Origin of the sequence: Paenibacillus sp. yr247 (assembly GCF_900103825.1) — a bacterium.
Taxonomy (GTDB): Bacteria; Bacillota; Bacilli; order Paenibacillales; family NBRC-103111; genus Paenibacillus_E.
The window spans coordinates 71,355-87,669 of sequence record NZ_FNIF01000009.1; the positions used below are offsets into that span (position 1 = coordinate 71,355).

A 16,315-nucleotide genomic window follows, 5' to 3' on the forward strand; every position below is an offset into this window, starting at 1 on the left:
AGAATTGTACATTGCATGTCCACAGAGAAAGTGGGCTTTTGTATACATACTCTTCTTGACTCAAACTTCGCAGCTTGAAATAGTCAGGTAAGCCTTGAGATAACTGGGCAAACCGGCGATCCATTGTTGAAGTTGACTTTTAATTAGTTTCGAGAGCTTTTTGCTTGCAGTTGCTGCGACTTCGTTGAGCAAATCGAGCAGTTGCTGTAAAGCGATCATTCAATCCATTGTGCTGACCTCATCGCATAGCAAAATAAAACAAACCGCCAAGAGTTCTTTGATCCGTGCTTTAACGATGCTGCCATGCAAGAAGAACATAACGAGTAAATACAATGGTCGTGTGGCTAACGAGAAAATCGTAGGAGAGACCTTGAAACTCTTTTTGCAGGCGTAGCAAGGATTTGGTGCAACTAAAGAAGACTTCTATGTCCCAACGAATAGAGTAGATACGAATGACTTCCTCAACTGACAAAGCCAGGTCGGTTGAAAGAATCGCCAACCATTCCTTCTTCTTTGAACGCTGTCGAGTCGAACAAATACAATGAGGACTGGAAAACCAGGGACAGTTTGTCCGGATGGAACGAAGGATATTGGATGATTTACCTTTTACTCGCGGAGCCGCTTCATACAATTCCGTTAAGCTCAGATGGTTTCGGTTCACGAGATAACGCTTGTTATCATTTTTAACCATACCGATGACATGAAGCTCCCGGTCTATGATTTCATGAATAAGCGTGCATGAGTGAACCAACTGTCTGGGAATAAAAAATAAAACCCATCGATTAATTGACGGGTTTATTCAGTGAAGGGGACGGGGCTATGGATATATGTTCGTTCTTGCTTGTCTTCTTCTTCGTAAAATAAAAGGTTGTCCAACGACACAAAAGTTCCTACATTAATTGGTAAGAAAAAGCTTGAGAAATCAGGCTTTTATTTTTTCATGTAGGAAAATTTGTGTCGCAGCAAAACGCACAAAAGTTCCTACATTGTCGTTGAACGACACAAATCTGCCTACATTGAGAGCCCGAGGGACCGATGATCGCCGAGATAACCGGTTTCTTTTTGTTATTAAAAAACCTGCTTAATAAATTCAATGCAACGAGGCAGCTTCGTTACGCTAAACATTCCTCCCTCTGTATGAAAGGTTTTTCTTCTCGGTTGCGGTAGATTGTGTCCGCTAAAACAGCACGGGTTTAATTTGGTGCAAAAATCGCGATCAGCATTTTCTTTATATATAAGCAATTAGTCCTATTCTAGTATATAATATTTTTAGTTTTGAAAAGATTTGGAGGAGAATGCAGAACAAATCTATCAAAAAGTTAGTTTCATCTGTTTTAATTGTCTGCATGATTTTATCTTCGTTTGGCTTAGCATTTGCTGCAAGGCAACGACAACATCGGTTATCAAGGGTCATTGGGCGGAAAGCCAAATTAATACTTGGATCGATAATGGCTTTATTAAAGGTTACGAGTATGGGAGTTTCAAACCAGACAATACGATTACTAGAGCGGAATTTATCGCCTTGATTAACCGCTCTTATAGATTTAAAGAAGAAGCAACGATGTCATTTAGTGATGTAACTTCTACGAATTGGGGCTATACAGAAGTGGCAAAAGCCGTTAAGGCGGGATTCATAACTGGTTAGGCTGACTGTACATGCTATACTGAAGACTGTACATTTAAACCTACAAAACCAATTACTCGTGCAGAAGTGGTAGTTACATTGGATCGCGCTGTTTCGTCTCAAGTGGTGGCTTATATACAGCCGGAACTTTAATAGCATCCGTCTTCACTTTACGTAAGGTTGATGACTTTTTAGCTTGATAGGATAAGATAGGATTAATGACCCGCTTTTGCCTCAACGTCCTTCAAGAAATGATGAAAGAGCTCTAGTCCCTCACGTGTATGAATGATTTCAAAACTCTTTCCATAAGGCTTACTTTTGTCAAGAAAGGCTTGACCCTGACTTTCCCCTTTGGCAATATCCAGACCAATGACTGGATTCATTAACCGCATCACCTTCTTATTTTTGTATTTGTCGGCAGCCCCTAGTCCTTCTTGTAGTGTCATAGCTTCTATTGTTATTCGAGATCGTTGTCTCAACCAGCCTCAATCATGTTTCTACAAGTAGGGGGTGAACTGTTTAGCTGACGGGATAAAATCCCACGGGCAGGAATGTTCTACCCCGGCTACCGTTTAATAAACCCCATGGGAGTTAATTAACTATGAATTACAATCTGTATTTATCAATTCTTTTGATGTCTGCCACCTGCTGCTCATTGATCATATGTTATCTGGCTTGGAAAAGAAGAGATCTTCCGATTGCGGTTAGCTATGGTTTGTGTATGTTGTCTACCGCATTTTACGCATGCGGATATGCCTTTGAAATCGTAAGTTCCACATTGGAGCAAATACGCTTCTGGCTTCGATTTGAATATATCGGCATTCCTTTCGGTACGGTGTTCTGGTTTATCATGATCCTGCAGTATACGGGCCGTCAAGCGTTGGTTCGCAGATGGATAGTTGCCATGTTATTAACCGTACCCATGCTTACCTTTGTGGCTCATAATACGAACGAATGGCATCACTTGTTTTACAGAAGTATGAGCATTGATATGTCTAAGGGCTTCCCTATGGTTACCTTGGTTAAAGGGCCATTATATGTGGTTCATGTTGCGTATGCGTATATCTTTTTTATCATTGGCATGGGTTTAATGACCCAAATGTTCCGAAAAGCAACGCTCCGTAGGAAGAAGCAAATCGCTTTTATGATGATTGGTTCGTGCTGGCCTTATGTGTTCGTGCTTATTTATTTAAGCAATATATTTAACACTCCTTTTGATTTTTCTCCGTTCGGATTTATTTTATCGGGTGTTTTTTATATGTGGGGAATTTATCAATTTAATATGCTGAGTCTTGTCCCCCTAGCTCTGCAAAAGGTGTTTGAATCGATGCAGGATGCGGTCATTGTATTTGACCTCGACAATCGTATATCAAGCTTCAACCAGTCTGCAAGACAGGTGATTGAAGGCTTGAATAGTAAAGAGGCCATTGGGCAGCCAGCTGCGCATATATTCTCGCTTTATCCAAAGCTGCTGGAGAGGATTATGCAAGAGGCCTCATCGGAAAATAAAGTGAAAATATCAGGAGAAACCGACTATAGAATTTATAATGTGCATATGACGATGATTAGTGACAATCATCAAAACCCTGTTGGTAAAATGCTTTTGCTAAGCGATAGAACGGAAATGGTGCGTTCGGAGGAAAGACTGCTCGATAATGCAAGACAGCTGAGTGAACTCAACACATTCAAGGATCAGATGTTTAACGTTGTTGCCCATGATATTCGTGATCCTCTTGCGGTACTCGTCAATCTGATGGAGCTGATGGAAGAAGAAATGCAGACTTGTGGAGAGAGCCATGAGGAAATTGTCAGTAAAATGGGTGAGCAAATTCAGAATACCTTTACATTGGTAGAAAATCTGCTGGATTGGTTTCGGAGTCAAAGGGGAGGCATGATGTTTAACCCGGTTTCAATGGATTTAGCCCAAGCGGTTCAGACGAATGTACGCTTGATGCAGGTTCGCAGTGTGAGTAAAAATATTAGAATCATATCTGATATACCCAGTGGCATATATGTTTTTGCAGATAAAGAAATGCTTGATTTGATTATTCGCAATCTACTTTCCAATGCGATTAAATTTACAGAATACGGCGGGAGCATTCAATTAAAAGCAGATCATGAAGATGGTAAAATAATTGCTTCTGTAAGCGATACAGGAGCAGGCATTTCAGCTGACCAAGCCGATTCCTTATTACAGGAAGGCTATTCTGTCTCATCAATTGGAACAGCTGGAGAGCGGGGGATCGGATTAGGCCTCACGCTTTGCAGGGAATTTGTTCGCTTAAATGGGGGAGAAATGTGGTTCGATAGTGCGATTGCGCAAGGAAGCACTTTTTATTTCTCACTCCCGACTCCTCCTAAAGCTTCAGCGCAATCTATTCATCAGCTTGGAGGGAGGGAAACGGCATGAAAGTTGTTATTATCGATGACGAAATGGCCATGCATTTAATTATGAAGCGAATGCTTGCTAAGGTCGTTGGTGTCGAAGTCGTCGCAATCTTCCAGGAGACAACAACAGCATTTGCTTATTTGACCGACCATCATGCGGATTTGATCTTTATTGACATTAGTATGCCGAAAGAGAGTGGGCTTGAGTTTGCCCAGCGGTTAAGGGAAAACGGCAGACAAATGAAGCTTGTATTCGTGACATCTCATAAAGAATATGCCCTTGCTGCGTTCGATGTCTATGCGTTCGACTACATCGTAAAGCCTGTCAACCAAGAAAGGCTTCACCATACTGTCCAAAGGACGCTTTCTGAAATGCGTTTAGAAAAAGAGTCGGCGGAACAAAAGCCTTCCTCTACTAGTTCTATTAGAGTCATGTTTAATTGTTTAGGCGGTATGGAGATTCGCACGGTTCAAAACGTTATAGTCAAATGGAAGACTAGCAAAAGTGCGGAGCTTTTTGGTTATTTGCTCATGCATAAAGGCAGACTTGTATCCAGAGCGAGAATCATTGAAGATATGTTTGGCGAAATGCCTCAAAAGAATAGCGAAATCTATTTAAACACAACCGTCTATCAGCTGCGTAAATTATTGGACAACTATGGACTTAAGGGGAATTTGTATTCCGACAGCAACTATTATGCGTTAGATTTTAATCAAATAGGTGTCGATAGCCTTAGCTTTGAAGAGGGCTGTAAACAGATGGCTGTATTAGATGAAACCAATATAGAACAAGCGTTAGAGTTACAGGAGCTCTATAAAGGCGAATTGTTCGGGGAGCGCGCCTTTCCCTGGGCATGGAGTGAGGTCGAACGTATATCGTTAATGTATACGTCTTTTACCCAACGTTTGTGCAGCGCGTTGTTAATTAAAGGTGATTCGCAAACCGCTATCCGACTGTTAATGAAGCTTGCCGCCCACAACGAGTTGGAGGAAGAAACGATTAAGCTGCTTATGAAAGCAATGGCGTTACAAAAGAACAAAGATGCTTTAACTGAGCGATATGAACAATTTACGGGGACTCTGCATAAAGAGTTTGGTATAAGCCCATCTCTTGAAGTTACCACCCTTTACAGTCAACTGCTGTCCGAACTGGATCAATAACATACGGATAAAATGAGGAGCTCACTTATGTGGGCTTTTTTGCTGTCGAAGTTTGTCATTTTGCTGTCATTGGGAGGGGGTATACTTGCCTATAGTGACAAGATCGTCAAAAGTCGACGAGAAGGAGTGGGGGATTTCGATATTTATCGTCAACTGTAATCAGAGTCACTGCATCCGGGTATCGACAAAAGAATCACCTATATTACTAAGAGGAGTGAAAGAGAACTATGCTTACAACAAGTAGTAAGAAGGTTTTAAACAGAGCGGCAAGGGTCAATATCCTGTCAGGCTTTACAGAGGTGCTTCTGAAAAGGGTTTCCATTCAATTATTATTGGGATTGATGGTATTATCTTCGTTTTCGTTTTCTGCTCCTGCATCAGCAGCACCAGTTGCATTTGCTTATGTAGGTTCCAATTCCAGTAACGGGAATAACGTATATTTGAACTTTAACAAACAATTTACGATCAATAATGATCCCAATGATACCACTGTTACTGCAAATACTTATTTGCGAAGCTATATGAGTATAGCGACCGACGGAGTGAACTTTGTCCCGCTTTCAAATCAGATTGATGTGTATCCTCCAGGTCTAGGGAAGGCCGGTACGACACAAATTCGTTTATATGCCAATAACGATATGAAAGTCATACAAGGCACGAATACGCTGATTAAAATAGCCAGCGGCACGCTGACGGATGCAGACGGCAGCATTAACGCGGAGATGATTTTACATGTCACCCCTCCGGTCATTCAAAGCGCAGCAATTAGCAGCAACTACCATGATGTGACGATTGCTTTTCAGGAAGATGTTGTTGATAATACCTATTCCGGCGGGGTCTCTAGCTTAATCAGTTACATTTATTTATTGAAAAATGGAGCCGCTTCAAATGATCAGACAGCGTTAACCGAAGGTGATACGGCATCCATTGAGTCCGGAAAGTTGGTTATCCATTTTGCAACGGCTCTCTCAGGAGTGACCAATCAAATTAGAATAAATGGCGGCGCTCTTAAGGACAGTTACGGAAATGTTCTTAATGACAATACGTTAACCCCTTTGATTCAAGGAGTCGCAGCAACCGGAGATACGACGTCGCTTCAATATATAAATGGCTATTTATCCAATGGTTATCAGGATTTAACACTGGTTTTCAATAAAGATGTGCTAAATGCTAAGAGTGATGAAGCGAGTTTTAGAGCGGGAACACAGTATTATGGCGCAAGTGACACCGGCTATAGATGGGTCCCCATTCCTAACGATGCGACTCTGACATTCTCGGGTAAAACGGTGTCCATTCATTTTGCTGTAAAATTGACTAGTCAGCAATATTATTTTCAATTTAACCCAGGGTCTTTTAAAAATACATCCGGGAACATTTACAATCAACATGTTGGCGCGGGTTGGTTTTACCCCGGTCAACCATTAACATTAGAAAATGAAAGCCTTTCGCATGATGGCCGTTGGTTAAACTTGAATTTCAACGCTAATATTGCTGATCAAACTATTGTTAGTGGGGTATCGCACTTAAAAGATCAGATTACGATTAATGGCTCCTCTTTGGATGCGCAGGATGTTGTGGTTATCCAAGGGTATAATCTCGTCGTCTTCTTTCATGATGCGAAAAAGAGCGGCACTGTTGAAGTCAAAATTGCTGCTAACGCATTAAGGGATTTGGGCAATAATGTGCAGAACAAGGCGATTGATCAAGTGGTTGCCTACAACTACCCCGATATTACTGGGTTTTTCTTAAGCGATACGGCAAGCGAGTTTGTATTCGAAGATAATGCCGAGTGGAGAAGCAAAGTAAGAGATGTCACGATATATGACAATAACAGCGGCGTTGTTCGACAATTGAATAGTTCGGAATATACACTGGCAGCAGGCGAGCTTACGATCAACAAAGGTGTTTTTCAAGTAAGCAATTATTACTATATTACGATCGATGCGGATGGTTACAGCAGTAAATCTTTTAATGGTTACGCCTATACATCGTCAGAAATATTTTATATGACTGCACCGGTAGTGACTGCGGACAACGGAATTACTGCCAAGGCAAATATATTGAATAATGTCGGCACTAATGGAACTCAATCGGTTGTTTTCGAGTTAATGAATGGAACGACGCCAGTAAGTATTGTAGCTTCCAATTTACAGGTGAATACAGGAACGTATACAGCCAATTTCAATGTAACAGATGCTGCAACGAATCCTAATTATACGGTTCGAGTATTTGTGGTTAATAAATTTAACAATGACCCGACGAATGTTGGCTTGAATTTGGCTACAGAAGTGACGCAAACTGAATACGATCAAAAACTGTTCAACAATAACAATGACTAGGGGCGAAAAAAATGAAGCTTCGAACATTTAGTTTACTTTTAATACTCAGTCTTTGCTTGGGGCTAGTGCCACTCACTGCTTCAGCTAGCGCTGCCGTTTCCGTGAATGCTATTTCATCGATTCAACCAGGCGGTTCAGTGACGATATCAGGCACATCCACTTTAAGCGAAGTCATTATTCAGGTGCTTCGTCCCGGCAATAGCACGGTGTTTTATGATACCTCCAAGGTAACGAACGGACAATTTGCAGACTCTTTTACATTGGGAAGCAATGAGCTGGCAGGAACCTATACCGTTATTGTCGGACAAGCGGATCAAGTGGATACTAAAACGTTTGCTGTAGTAGCACCGATACCGACACCACCACCAACACCACTAAGCAGCAATGCAGATTTGAGAGCTCTGACGCTGTCGAGCGGTACGCTAACTCCTGCGTTCTCATCAGGGAAATTTTCCTATAAAGCCAGTGTGGCTAATGGTGTATCCAGCATAACCGTAACGGCTGGCGTATCTGACAGCAACGCCACGATGGCTGTAAATGGAGCAGTGGTTGCAAGTGGTCATCCAAGCGGCGCTATCAACCTGAACGTAGGAATAAACCTGATCAACATTGTAGTGACGGCGCAGAACGGCACATCGAACAACACATACACAGTTACAGTGACGCGCGACTCGCAGGCGGGGTGCAGCAGCTGCGGCGGTCCACTAACGCCCCCGAGCGACGACAAAGTTACCTCAACGGATGGTAAACTAACGCTTCCCGCAGGTAAAACGGGCGAGGTTAGCTTAGGTGATACGGTCACGATCTCGATTCCTGCCGATGCTTCAGGCAAAGAACTGAAATTAACGATAGAAAAATTGTTGGACACTCAAAAGCTTCTAACGAATAAAGACGTTCTAGCCAGCCCGGTATTCGAAATTCTGAAAAATTTCTCGGAGAACTTCAGCAAGCCGGTCACGCTGACCTTTGCCTTCGATCCGAATAGCTTGAAGGGCAATCAAAAGCCTTCTGTATTCTATTATGACGAAGCGAAGAAGGAATGGGTGGAAGTCGGCGGCAAGGTAAACGGCGATCGCATAACCGTAGATGTCAATCACTTTACGAAATATGCGGTATTCGCAATAGACCAGGCGGCAACAGAAACGAAACCGGCGATTACCTTCAGCGATATCTCCGGCCACTGGGCAGAGGCAAACATCAAACAAGCGGTGAGCAGCGGAATCGTCAGCGGTTATCCAGACGGCGCGTTTAAGCCGGATTCTACTGTGACTCGCGCGGAATTTGCGGTCATGCTGATGAATGCACTCAAGCCGCAAGGAGATGGAACGTCGCTGACGTTCACCGATAAGGCGAAGATCGGCGCATGGGCGCAAAAATCGGTCGTGGAAGCGGTGTATGCAGGCATCATTACAGGCTATGAGGATAGCACTTTCCGTCCGGATGCCGAAATTACCCGTCCGGAGATGGCAACGATGATCGCCAAAGCTTTGGGTCAGTCGATCGAAGAGAAGACAGCAACGGGCTTCGCAGACGACAAGGACATTCCGGACTGGGCGAAAGGCGCAGTGGCGGCCATGAAAAAGCTTGGCATTATCGAAGGCAAAGGCGCGAACGAATTTGCTCCTGGCGATAAAACGACAAGAGCAGAGGCGGTCACGGTGCTGCTGAAAATGCTGACACACAAGGGCAAGTAAAGCGTTTCTCTAGCAACGCTGCTTTGAAGTCAAATTCGAAGCAACCTTGTTTTTTAAGTACAATAGTTGGGCCGCAGATTAGAGGTTTGAAGCTTTTAGCCGAATTAGACAAGAACTTGATACGTATCCAAAGAGGGATTTCCTGAACAATTTGAAGGATACTTGCAGCACCACGAAAAACTCGGCTAATAGGACCACCATAAACCGCTCAACTAAAGGGCAGATTTGATTAATAGAAATTATAGAAGCTGCCGGAACACCGGCGGCTTCATTTGGCTAGGGAAGTGGAAAAAGTTGCGGTTATTTGCTTCCTAATTTCAGGACATTAGGGAATGAAGGAATTTGCAATGGAGTAACGGATAATTGATATTTAAATTCCAATATTTGGATGTTGATGAAATGGAATTAAATGTTGAACGTTTAGATTTTGTAATGGCTGACATTTCTGAGTCAAGATTCAGAAGATTAAAGCTGAAGAATTAAATTTTGACAATGTCAATTTGGCAAAAACGCAAATTAATAATGCAAATATAAGAGGGATGGCGTTAAACGATGTGAATATGTCCGAAGTTAGAATTTCGGATGCTAATCTCTCAGGTGCTGAATCAAAAATGCTAATTTTAGTTATGCAGTTATTGACCATGTTCATTTCAGTAGCGCTCTTTCAATTCTTCATACACAAATGAGAAATCAACCAACTCATTGATTTGCCGTAACATATTGTCCTTAGGAATAATTAAATTGTACAGTTCTATATTTGGACTTAAGATTAGCGTTTGTTGTTGTCGAATCATTTGACTCACCCATTCCCTATGATGTCTTAATTATACAGAAAAAAAGGTACAGATCCTCAACTTTTCTTGAGGATCTGTACCTTTTTAGCATCAAGAGGACTTTTTCAGTGGCCTCGGATCAATAACTCCAGTCTATGACTTTATTTTCATCGAACACAAAGTGAATGCCAATAGAAGAGAGAGAAAGAAGAAGCTGGAGCTGTATTAATAAATGCAGCCTTATAATAAATTCAACCCCCCTTTTATTATATAAAATTAAGACCCACAGCCGCTGGGCTTGTTGACACAAAAGCCAATTTTGCGAAAAATGACTTTTAGAAACCCATTGTTTATGCGGGTTTTCAAACGTCAATTTCGTCAAAAAGGTAATTGTCAACAGGCCCCGCTGCTGTGGGACTCTTTTAGGGGGTAGTTATGAGATTCATGCAATAATACTTTTCTGTTTCAGTAAGGTACGATCTGTTTCAGTCGCAGGTTCATAACCTTTTTCCAAATGGTATATGACCGTTTTCTTATTAGCAGTCCAACACTGGACAATGCCCCATATTCCAAGGGTTATTGGGTTGAGGAAGAACCACTTTGCAACTTCACCCCACTGACCACGAAACATTGCAACCCAACCACCAAAGAAGAATGTTGTCCAAGAGAAGCCTACCTTCAAGGTTTTTGGAACACCCACATTGTTTTTCAAATGTACATTTGCCATTTTTATATATTTCCCCTTTATGTTGTATGTAACATACTAATTAATTATAGCATCAAGTAATAATGAAATGATATAAGAAAATGATTGAATAGAGTCGTCGTAAATCCGTTCCCAGCTAGGCTAAAGAGTCAACCGAAAAGAAGACATGGAAGTTATTTTACTTATAAATTAAATGGAGGAGGGGATACAGTAAATCAAGGGGTTGATGAACAAGTAATAAATATCATTCATCATCGTATAAAACAATCATTGCCAAATAAAATTATCTCATGGTAACATGGAGGAGTAAACTTTCCCTTGATTAACACTATGTTAATCGTGACTTCGAAGATATAAGCCCTAGTGGCGGTATGAATTGTCTCGGCGTAGCTATGTCTATGTGCCTGAGAGAAGGAAACCGCTGCTAGGGCTTTTTTGCGTGCTCTGGGAAGGTTATACGAACACATAAAAGGAGATGAACGTATGACAACAGCAACTAAGGAAAAAACAGGTGTTACGATTGCGGTGAAAGATACGGGGAGGTTTGGATCAAAGGTGTCTCTTGTCGCCGACGCTTGTGCTTCTTCGAATACGATCCCGATTCTCACTTGCATGAAAATCGAAATGAAGGCGGGAAATGTTCTATTCACCGGCGGAGATGGAGTCAAGATGATCTGCATGGGGGAACGTGACGTTGTTCACGCCGAAGTCGACACGTCGTTTGCGGTGCCGGCAAAGCTGTTTAAAGAGATTATCAATAAGCTGCCTGCTGGAGAAGTGCGTTTAACCATAACCGAGAACATGCTGCTCATTCGTGCAGGGAATGTTAAATTCGATATCTCCCTTCTCGACGTCAAGGAGTATCCCGCTTTCGTAGTGGATAAAAATGACGTGAGTACGTTTATGATTCCAGCCTCAGCTTTGATTGCTGCATTAAAAAGCACTATGTACGCCTGTGCAGTCAATCAAGCGATGCCAATAATCACTGGTGTTTGTATGGAGTCCAGGGAAGGTGCTAGCGATTTGATCTTCACGGCTACGGATAGGAATAGGTTAGCGCGGTATGTGGTCTCTGACATCGCCGCAGATCCTTTCCGAATACCGATTTCCCTGCAATCTTGCATGGAAATTAAGCGAATCTTCGAGGGAGAAGAAACCGAATTAAAGGTTACCGCTACGGCTTCGATCGTATCGGTAATGGGTCCTGGTACGATGTTTATGTCGAGAATCTTGGAGGGTGACTATCCGAATACGGATAAGTTATTTCCACAGGCTTTCGAGATGGAAATTTCGATGGAGCGGGAAAAACTCCTCGGAGCCTTAACACGTGCCAGTGTATTTGCAAAAAACAAGAAAATGGCGGTCTTTACCTTAAAAAATGACGAAGTGTCCATTGAGAGTAAAGCGGAAGTTGGGCAGGTCATGGATTCACTCTCCTGTCAGACGAACGGTAAAGAAATGAGATTGGGTCTCGACGTATTTTTCTTGATCGAAGCTTTGAAAGCGATAGATCAAAAAAATGTTCGGATTGGTTTCACAAGCCCGGTGACCCCGCTTGTCATACGGCCGGAAGACGAGACCATTAAGAGTATTGGTCTGTTGATTCCAATTCGTCCGTCAGCATAAAACAAGTGAAAGTACAGGGGGGCTTAAATTGTAAGCCCTCCTTACTATCCTAAGAGAGGAAGCTTACATTTTCGATATAAAGGCTGGTGAATACATGCACAAAGCATTTAAATTCAGGTTGTACCCTACGAAGGAGCAGCAGACTCTGATAAACAAGACGATTGGATGTGTAAGATTTGTGTTTAACCACTTCCTGGCTCGGCGACAAGACGCCTATGAGCAAGAAAAACGTTCCTTAGGTTACAACGCCTGTTCCGCTGAATTAACCGTACTTAAACGCGAAAAAGAATGGCTTCAAAAGAAGGTAAGCAAGGTTAATTTACCGAATATTAGACTTACCAGGGATGAAAAAAGAGCGACCTTACTGAAGGCTAGTCTTCACAATGGCGGTAATGTTTCCGCCTATATTCGTGAACTGATCTTAAACGATAACCGAGAACCTAAACCGATGGCCACCTGCAGCTGCGGGAGTCACTCTCTACATATCACGCATACCGATGAGGAGCGAATGATCAATCTCGGTGAAGGGGAGCGGGTTGTACGATTAACCGTTGAATGCGGAAAAGTGCTGGGTGATCTTCGGTTATCGGCACAAATTAAAAGTTTTCTTGATGGAAAGTTTTTGCAAACTCGTGACTTTAGTCGTGAGTTAGAAAACCTCGGATAGGGCGTGGCTAATGCCACGTCAACTATCCGACATATGTTATTTTGTAGTCAGAGGTGATTGTATGTCAGAAATTAAGCATGGTCGTGGTTACGTCTATGCCATTCAGTACCACATCGTGTGGTGCGTAAAGTACCGACACAAGATTCTTGTTGAAGAAACGTAAGACTAAAAGAAATTCTTATTCAGATTGCAACCGATAATAACTTCACTATATCTGAAATTGAAAGTGACTCCGATCACATTCATCTCTTAGTGGATTGTACACCACAGAATACCTAGTATGATTAAAGCGTTAAAAGGTGTTTCCGCGAGACTTTTGTTTAAAGAGTTTCCTAAGATTAAAAAGAAATTGTGGGGAGGTAATCTTTGGAACCCTCTTATTTTGTTGCAACAGTAAGTGAACATACTGAAGCATAGATAAGAACGCACATTCAGAATCAGAAAGTGAAGTGAAAAGCAATGTTGAATAAAGCTTACAAATTCCGCATTTACCCCACGCTAGAGCAAGCAACACTCATTAACAAAACGATTGGATGCAGTCGCTTTGTTTTTAATCGTTTTCTTGCCCAATGGAACGATGCCTTCAAAGAGACAGGCAAAGGCTTAACCTATGGCGCATGTTCTGCTGAACTCACAAAACTAAAACAAGAAATAGACTGGTTGAAAGAACCAGACAAATTTTCTTTACAAAATGCACTAAGGAATTTGAGTGATGCTTACAATCGCTTTTTCAAAAAACAAAACGATGCGCCTAAATTTAAGAGCAAGAAGAATCCTGTACAGTCTTACCAAACAAACTACACGAATGGAAATATTGAAATTGTAGATAATCAAATCAAGTTACCTAAGCTCGGACTTGTGAAATTTGCCAAAAGCCGTGAAATCGAAGGTCGTATATTGAACGCTACTGTTAGACGCAATCCATCAGGTAAATATTTTGTATCTGTACTTGCGGAAGTTGAAATCCATGAGTTGCCCAAAACAGGCAATGAAGTAGGGATAGATGTTGGCTTGAAAGATTTTGCGACTCTTTCTAGTGGCGAAGTGTTTGTCAACCCTAAATTCTTTCGCACCCTGGAAGAGAAACTGGCAAGGGCACAGCGCAAACTCTCACGTATGATTAAAGGTAGCTGCAATTGGAACAAGCAACGCATCAAAGTTGCTCAAATACATGAACATATTGCAAATACAAGAAAAGATTACTTAGATAAGATCTCAACGCACATTGTCAAAAACCACGACATCATTGCGGTTGAAGACTTGCAAGTAATAAACATGCTGGGGAACAGTAAATTATCTAAAGCGATTAGCGAAGTATCTTGGTCGATGTTTCGCTACATGCTAGAGTACAAAGCGAAATGGTATAGTCGTATTGTCGTGAGGGTGGGCAAAACATTCGCATCTTCGCAGTTGTGTTCGTGTTGTGGATACCAAAATAAAGATGTAAAAGACTTGAACTTGCGTGAATGGAAATGCCCAGATTGTGGAACGTATCACGACAGAGATTTCAATGCAAGCTTAAACATTCTTGCCGAAGGCAAAAGACTGCTTAGCGTGTAGTAACTACACGAACTGTCGGAACGACAGGGGTAGCTTGGTAAACTTCTCTTCGTTAGAAGAGACTACCCAAGAATCTCGTGACTTTAGTCATGAGAGGTTCAAGAGGAGATTCTCTGGCGGTTAAATAACCATCAGGAGATACCGGAGACGATGGCATTCGACGATCTATTGACCATTATCTATTAAAGCTAAGGGCTGCGCGATGCGGCCCTTTTTCTTTTGCCAATATGACCTTCAGGAGGAATGTAAACGAATGAATACTATCAGCAATCCCATTCAAGCTAGTGGCTATCTAACCGTTTGGGCTCTAATGGAAAACGGATCTTGGGTCTTGTACCGAAGCTTTCCTTTCGCGTATGCCAAACAGGTGTCCTTGCAGCTATCGCAGAATCATTATGGCAGGTTCCACGGATGCTTTCCTTCGAGAATGAATCCCAACGAGATTCATCTAGGAGGTAACGTTCTATGACGACGGAGATACGCATGCAATTTGACTTCGATACAGGCGGCTTAGTAGAAACGCCGGATGTCATTCGAGACCGGGACTGCACGATCGATACACCCGTAAAGTACGGCGGACCGGTTGAATCTATTTATGGTCAGAATGTGGAAATCATGCCCAAGATCAAAGGGCGAACCGTGACGGAGCATGACCGGGCACACTACATGGAGAAGCTGTTACCGCTGGAGACTTATACGAAAATTATAGTACTCTTTTCATCTGGAAAAGACAGCCTCGCTAGTTTATTACATCTGCTGGAGCTGGGAGTACCGAAGGAGAAAATTGAACTCTGGCATCACATCATCGATAGAGGTTCCGATAAGAAGATGGATCATAAGGTGACGATTCCTTATACAGAAGCGGTCTCCAAAGCATTTGGCATTCCGCTGAAGTACAGCTGGAGAGAAGGCGGCTTTTGGTCGGAGGTTTACCGGCGCGGATCTACTGCCCCCGTTCGTTTTGAAGATGAAGAGGGCATTCAAACTGTCGAGCCTAAAGCATGGCACCGCAGCGAAGAGCTCAAGGAAATGATGCAGCAAGCAGAATTAGAGGATAATCTGGACCTTCTGGAGAAGTGTAGAAAAGAACTGGATGCTATCGGATACCGGATGAAGTTTCCTGCGAAAGGAGCCGATCTCAGCACGCGCTATTGCAGTGCTTATTTAAAAATCATGGTCGGCAGCACAGTAATCGCTCATTCTGCAAGTACCAAGCGAAATTGCAAGCTTCTGATTATCAGTGGCGAGAGGCGGGGAGAATCGAACAATCGCTCCCGCTATAACGAAATTGAGAAGCACGGGATGAATGCTGAAATTAAAAATAATCGGACGGTCCACGTATGGCGCTCGGTTATCGATTGGTCACTTCGCGATGTTTGGGAGAAAATTCGAAGGTTTCGTATCAATCCGAACCCGGTGTATGCTGTTGGATTCAACCGCTGCTCATGTGCTGGGTGTTTGTTCAACCAGCCTTCTCACTGGCTCGCTGTTAAAGAGTTGTATGGGAGCGGGAAAGATGATATTTTCCAGCAGTTTGTGGATGCGGAGAAGGAGCTTGAATTTACACTCGATCATCATGTGGATCTGCCCACCTATGTTCGCGATGCAACAAGTTTTGTCGATCGATCGAATCAGAGGGCGCTAGAGCAGGTAATGAATGGTGAGTTCAGACCGGATGAAGTTTTCGTTCCAGAGGGACAAACCTGGCAATTCCCTTCCGGTGCATTTCGTGGTTCAGAAGGCGGGCCTTGCTAAAATGACGTGTCAATGGAGGAGT

At 42.6% G+C, this 16,315-nt stretch carries 13 protein-coding genes and 4 pseudogenes; 12 read left to right on the plus strand and 5 right to left on the minus strand.

The window, feature by feature from the left end; genetic code table 11:
• Nucleotides 1-60 precede the first annotated feature (60 nt).
• A complete protein-coding gene (locus tag BLT91_RS33550; protein WP_302847501.1) occupies nucleotides 61-219 on the minus strand; it encodes a hypothetical protein in 159 nt (52 codons plus the stop codon).
• Between the two features lie 70 nt (nucleotides 220-289).
• A complete protein-coding gene (locus BLT91_RS33555) occupies nucleotides 290-691 on the minus strand; it encodes a transposase (protein WP_302847502.1) in 402 nt (133 codons plus the stop codon).
• A 594-nt stretch (nucleotides 692-1,285) separates the two neighbouring features.
• Between BLT91_RS33555 and BLT91_RS16910 the strand changes: the two genes are divergently transcribed.
• A complete protein-coding gene (locus BLT91_RS16910; RefSeq protein WP_090822987.1) occupies nucleotides 1,286-1,645 on the plus strand; it encodes an S-layer homology domain-containing protein in 360 nt (119 codons plus the stop codon).
• Nucleotides 1,646-1,775: 130 nt separating this feature from the next.
• Here the strand turns inward: BLT91_RS16910 and BLT91_RS16915 are convergent.
• Nucleotides 1,776-2,007, minus strand: a pseudogene (locus BLT91_RS16915) (IS110 family transposase); the annotation flags it as partial.
• Nucleotides 2,008-2,225: 218 nt separating this feature from the next.
• On the opposite strand from BLT91_RS16915, the gene BLT91_RS16920 reads away from it, so the two are divergent.
• The 5 genes from BLT91_RS16920 to BLT91_RS32915 all read left to right on the plus strand — a co-directional run bounded on the left by BLT91_RS16920 (nucleotide 2,226) and on the right by BLT91_RS32915 (nucleotide 9,892).
• Nucleotides 2,226-4,034 carry a sensor histidine kinase gene (locus BLT91_RS16920; RefSeq protein WP_090822989.1) on the plus strand — a complete coding sequence of 603 codons (1,809 nt, stop codon included), beginning with the start codon at nucleotides 2,226-2,228 and terminating at the stop codon, nucleotides 4,032-4,034.
• Nucleotides 4,031-5,173, plus strand: a complete 1,143-nt coding sequence (locus BLT91_RS16925; RefSeq protein WP_090822991.1) for a response regulator — start codon at nucleotides 4,031-4,033, stop codon at nucleotides 5,171-5,173. Before BLT91_RS16920 ends, BLT91_RS16925 begins: the two co-directional genes overlap by 4 nt.
• Nucleotides 5,174-5,400: 227 nt before the next feature.
• A complete protein-coding gene (locus BLT91_RS16930) occupies nucleotides 5,401-7,512 on the plus strand; it encodes a hemoblobin-interacting domain-containing protein (protein WP_090822993.1) in 2,112 nt (703 codons plus the stop codon).
• Nucleotides 7,513-7,523: 11 nt separating this feature from the next.
• The gene (locus BLT91_RS16935) at nucleotides 7,524-9,206 is read left to right on the plus strand and encodes an S-layer homology domain-containing protein (RefSeq protein WP_090822995.1); all 1,683 of its coding nucleotides are present in this window, start codon (nucleotides 7,524-7,526) and stop codon (nucleotides 9,204-9,206) included.
• Between the two features lie 500 nt (nucleotides 9,207-9,706).
• The gene (locus BLT91_RS32915) at nucleotides 9,707-9,892 is read left to right on the plus strand and encodes a hypothetical protein (protein ID WP_368086813.1); all 186 of its coding nucleotides are present in this window, start codon (nucleotides 9,707-9,709) and stop codon (nucleotides 9,890-9,892) included.
• Here the strand turns inward: BLT91_RS32915 and BLT91_RS32920 are convergent.
• Nucleotides 9,860-10,000 (minus strand): annotated as a pseudogene (locus BLT91_RS32920) (IS5/IS1182 family transposase); the annotation flags it as partial. The gene BLT91_RS32915 and the pseudogene BLT91_RS32920 overlap by 33 nt on opposite strands.
• Nucleotides 10,001-10,421: 421 nt before the next feature.
• Nucleotides 10,422-10,706, minus strand: a complete 285-nt coding sequence (locus BLT91_RS16940; protein WP_090822997.1) for a hypothetical protein — start codon at nucleotides 10,704-10,706, stop codon at nucleotides 10,422-10,424.
• A gap of 462 nt (nucleotides 10,707-11,168) precedes the next feature.
• Between BLT91_RS16940 and dnaN the strand changes: the two genes are divergently transcribed.
• The 6 genes and pseudogenes from dnaN (at nucleotide 11,169) to BLT91_RS16970 (ending at nucleotide 16,293) form a co-directional block, all read left to right on the plus strand.
• On the plus strand, nucleotides 11,169-12,311 hold the full coding sequence (dnaN, locus tag BLT91_RS16945) for a DNA polymerase III subunit beta (RefSeq protein WP_090822999.1): 1,143 nt from the start codon (nucleotides 11,169-11,171) through the stop codon (nucleotides 12,309-12,311).
• Between the two features lie 94 nt (nucleotides 12,312-12,405).
• Nucleotides 12,406-12,606: pseudogene (locus BLT91_RS16950) on the plus strand (helix-turn-helix domain-containing protein); the annotation flags it as partial.
• Nucleotides 12,607-13,039: 433 nt separating this feature from the next.
• Nucleotides 13,040-13,395: pseudogene (gene tnpA / locus BLT91_RS16955) on the plus strand (IS200/IS605 family transposase).
• Between the two features lie 42 nt (nucleotides 13,396-13,437).
• Nucleotides 13,438-14,538, plus strand: a complete 1,101-nt coding sequence (gene tnpB / locus BLT91_RS16960; RefSeq protein ID WP_090823000.1) for an IS200/IS605 family element RNA-guided endonuclease TnpB — start codon at nucleotides 13,438-13,440, stop codon at nucleotides 14,536-14,538.
• Nucleotides 14,539-14,791: 253 nt separating this feature from the next.
• Nucleotides 14,792-15,007, plus strand: a complete 216-nt coding sequence (locus BLT91_RS16965; protein WP_090823002.1) for a hypothetical protein — start codon at nucleotides 14,792-14,794, stop codon at nucleotides 15,005-15,007.
• Nucleotides 15,004-16,293: a phosphoadenosine phosphosulfate reductase domain-containing protein gene (locus BLT91_RS16970; RefSeq protein WP_090823004.1), complete on the plus strand. Its 1,290-nt coding sequence runs from the start codon at nucleotides 15,004-15,006 to the stop codon at nucleotides 16,291-16,293. The genes BLT91_RS16965 and BLT91_RS16970 overlap by 4 nt, the downstream gene beginning before the upstream one ends.
• Nucleotides 16,294-16,315: the final 22 nt, after the last annotated feature.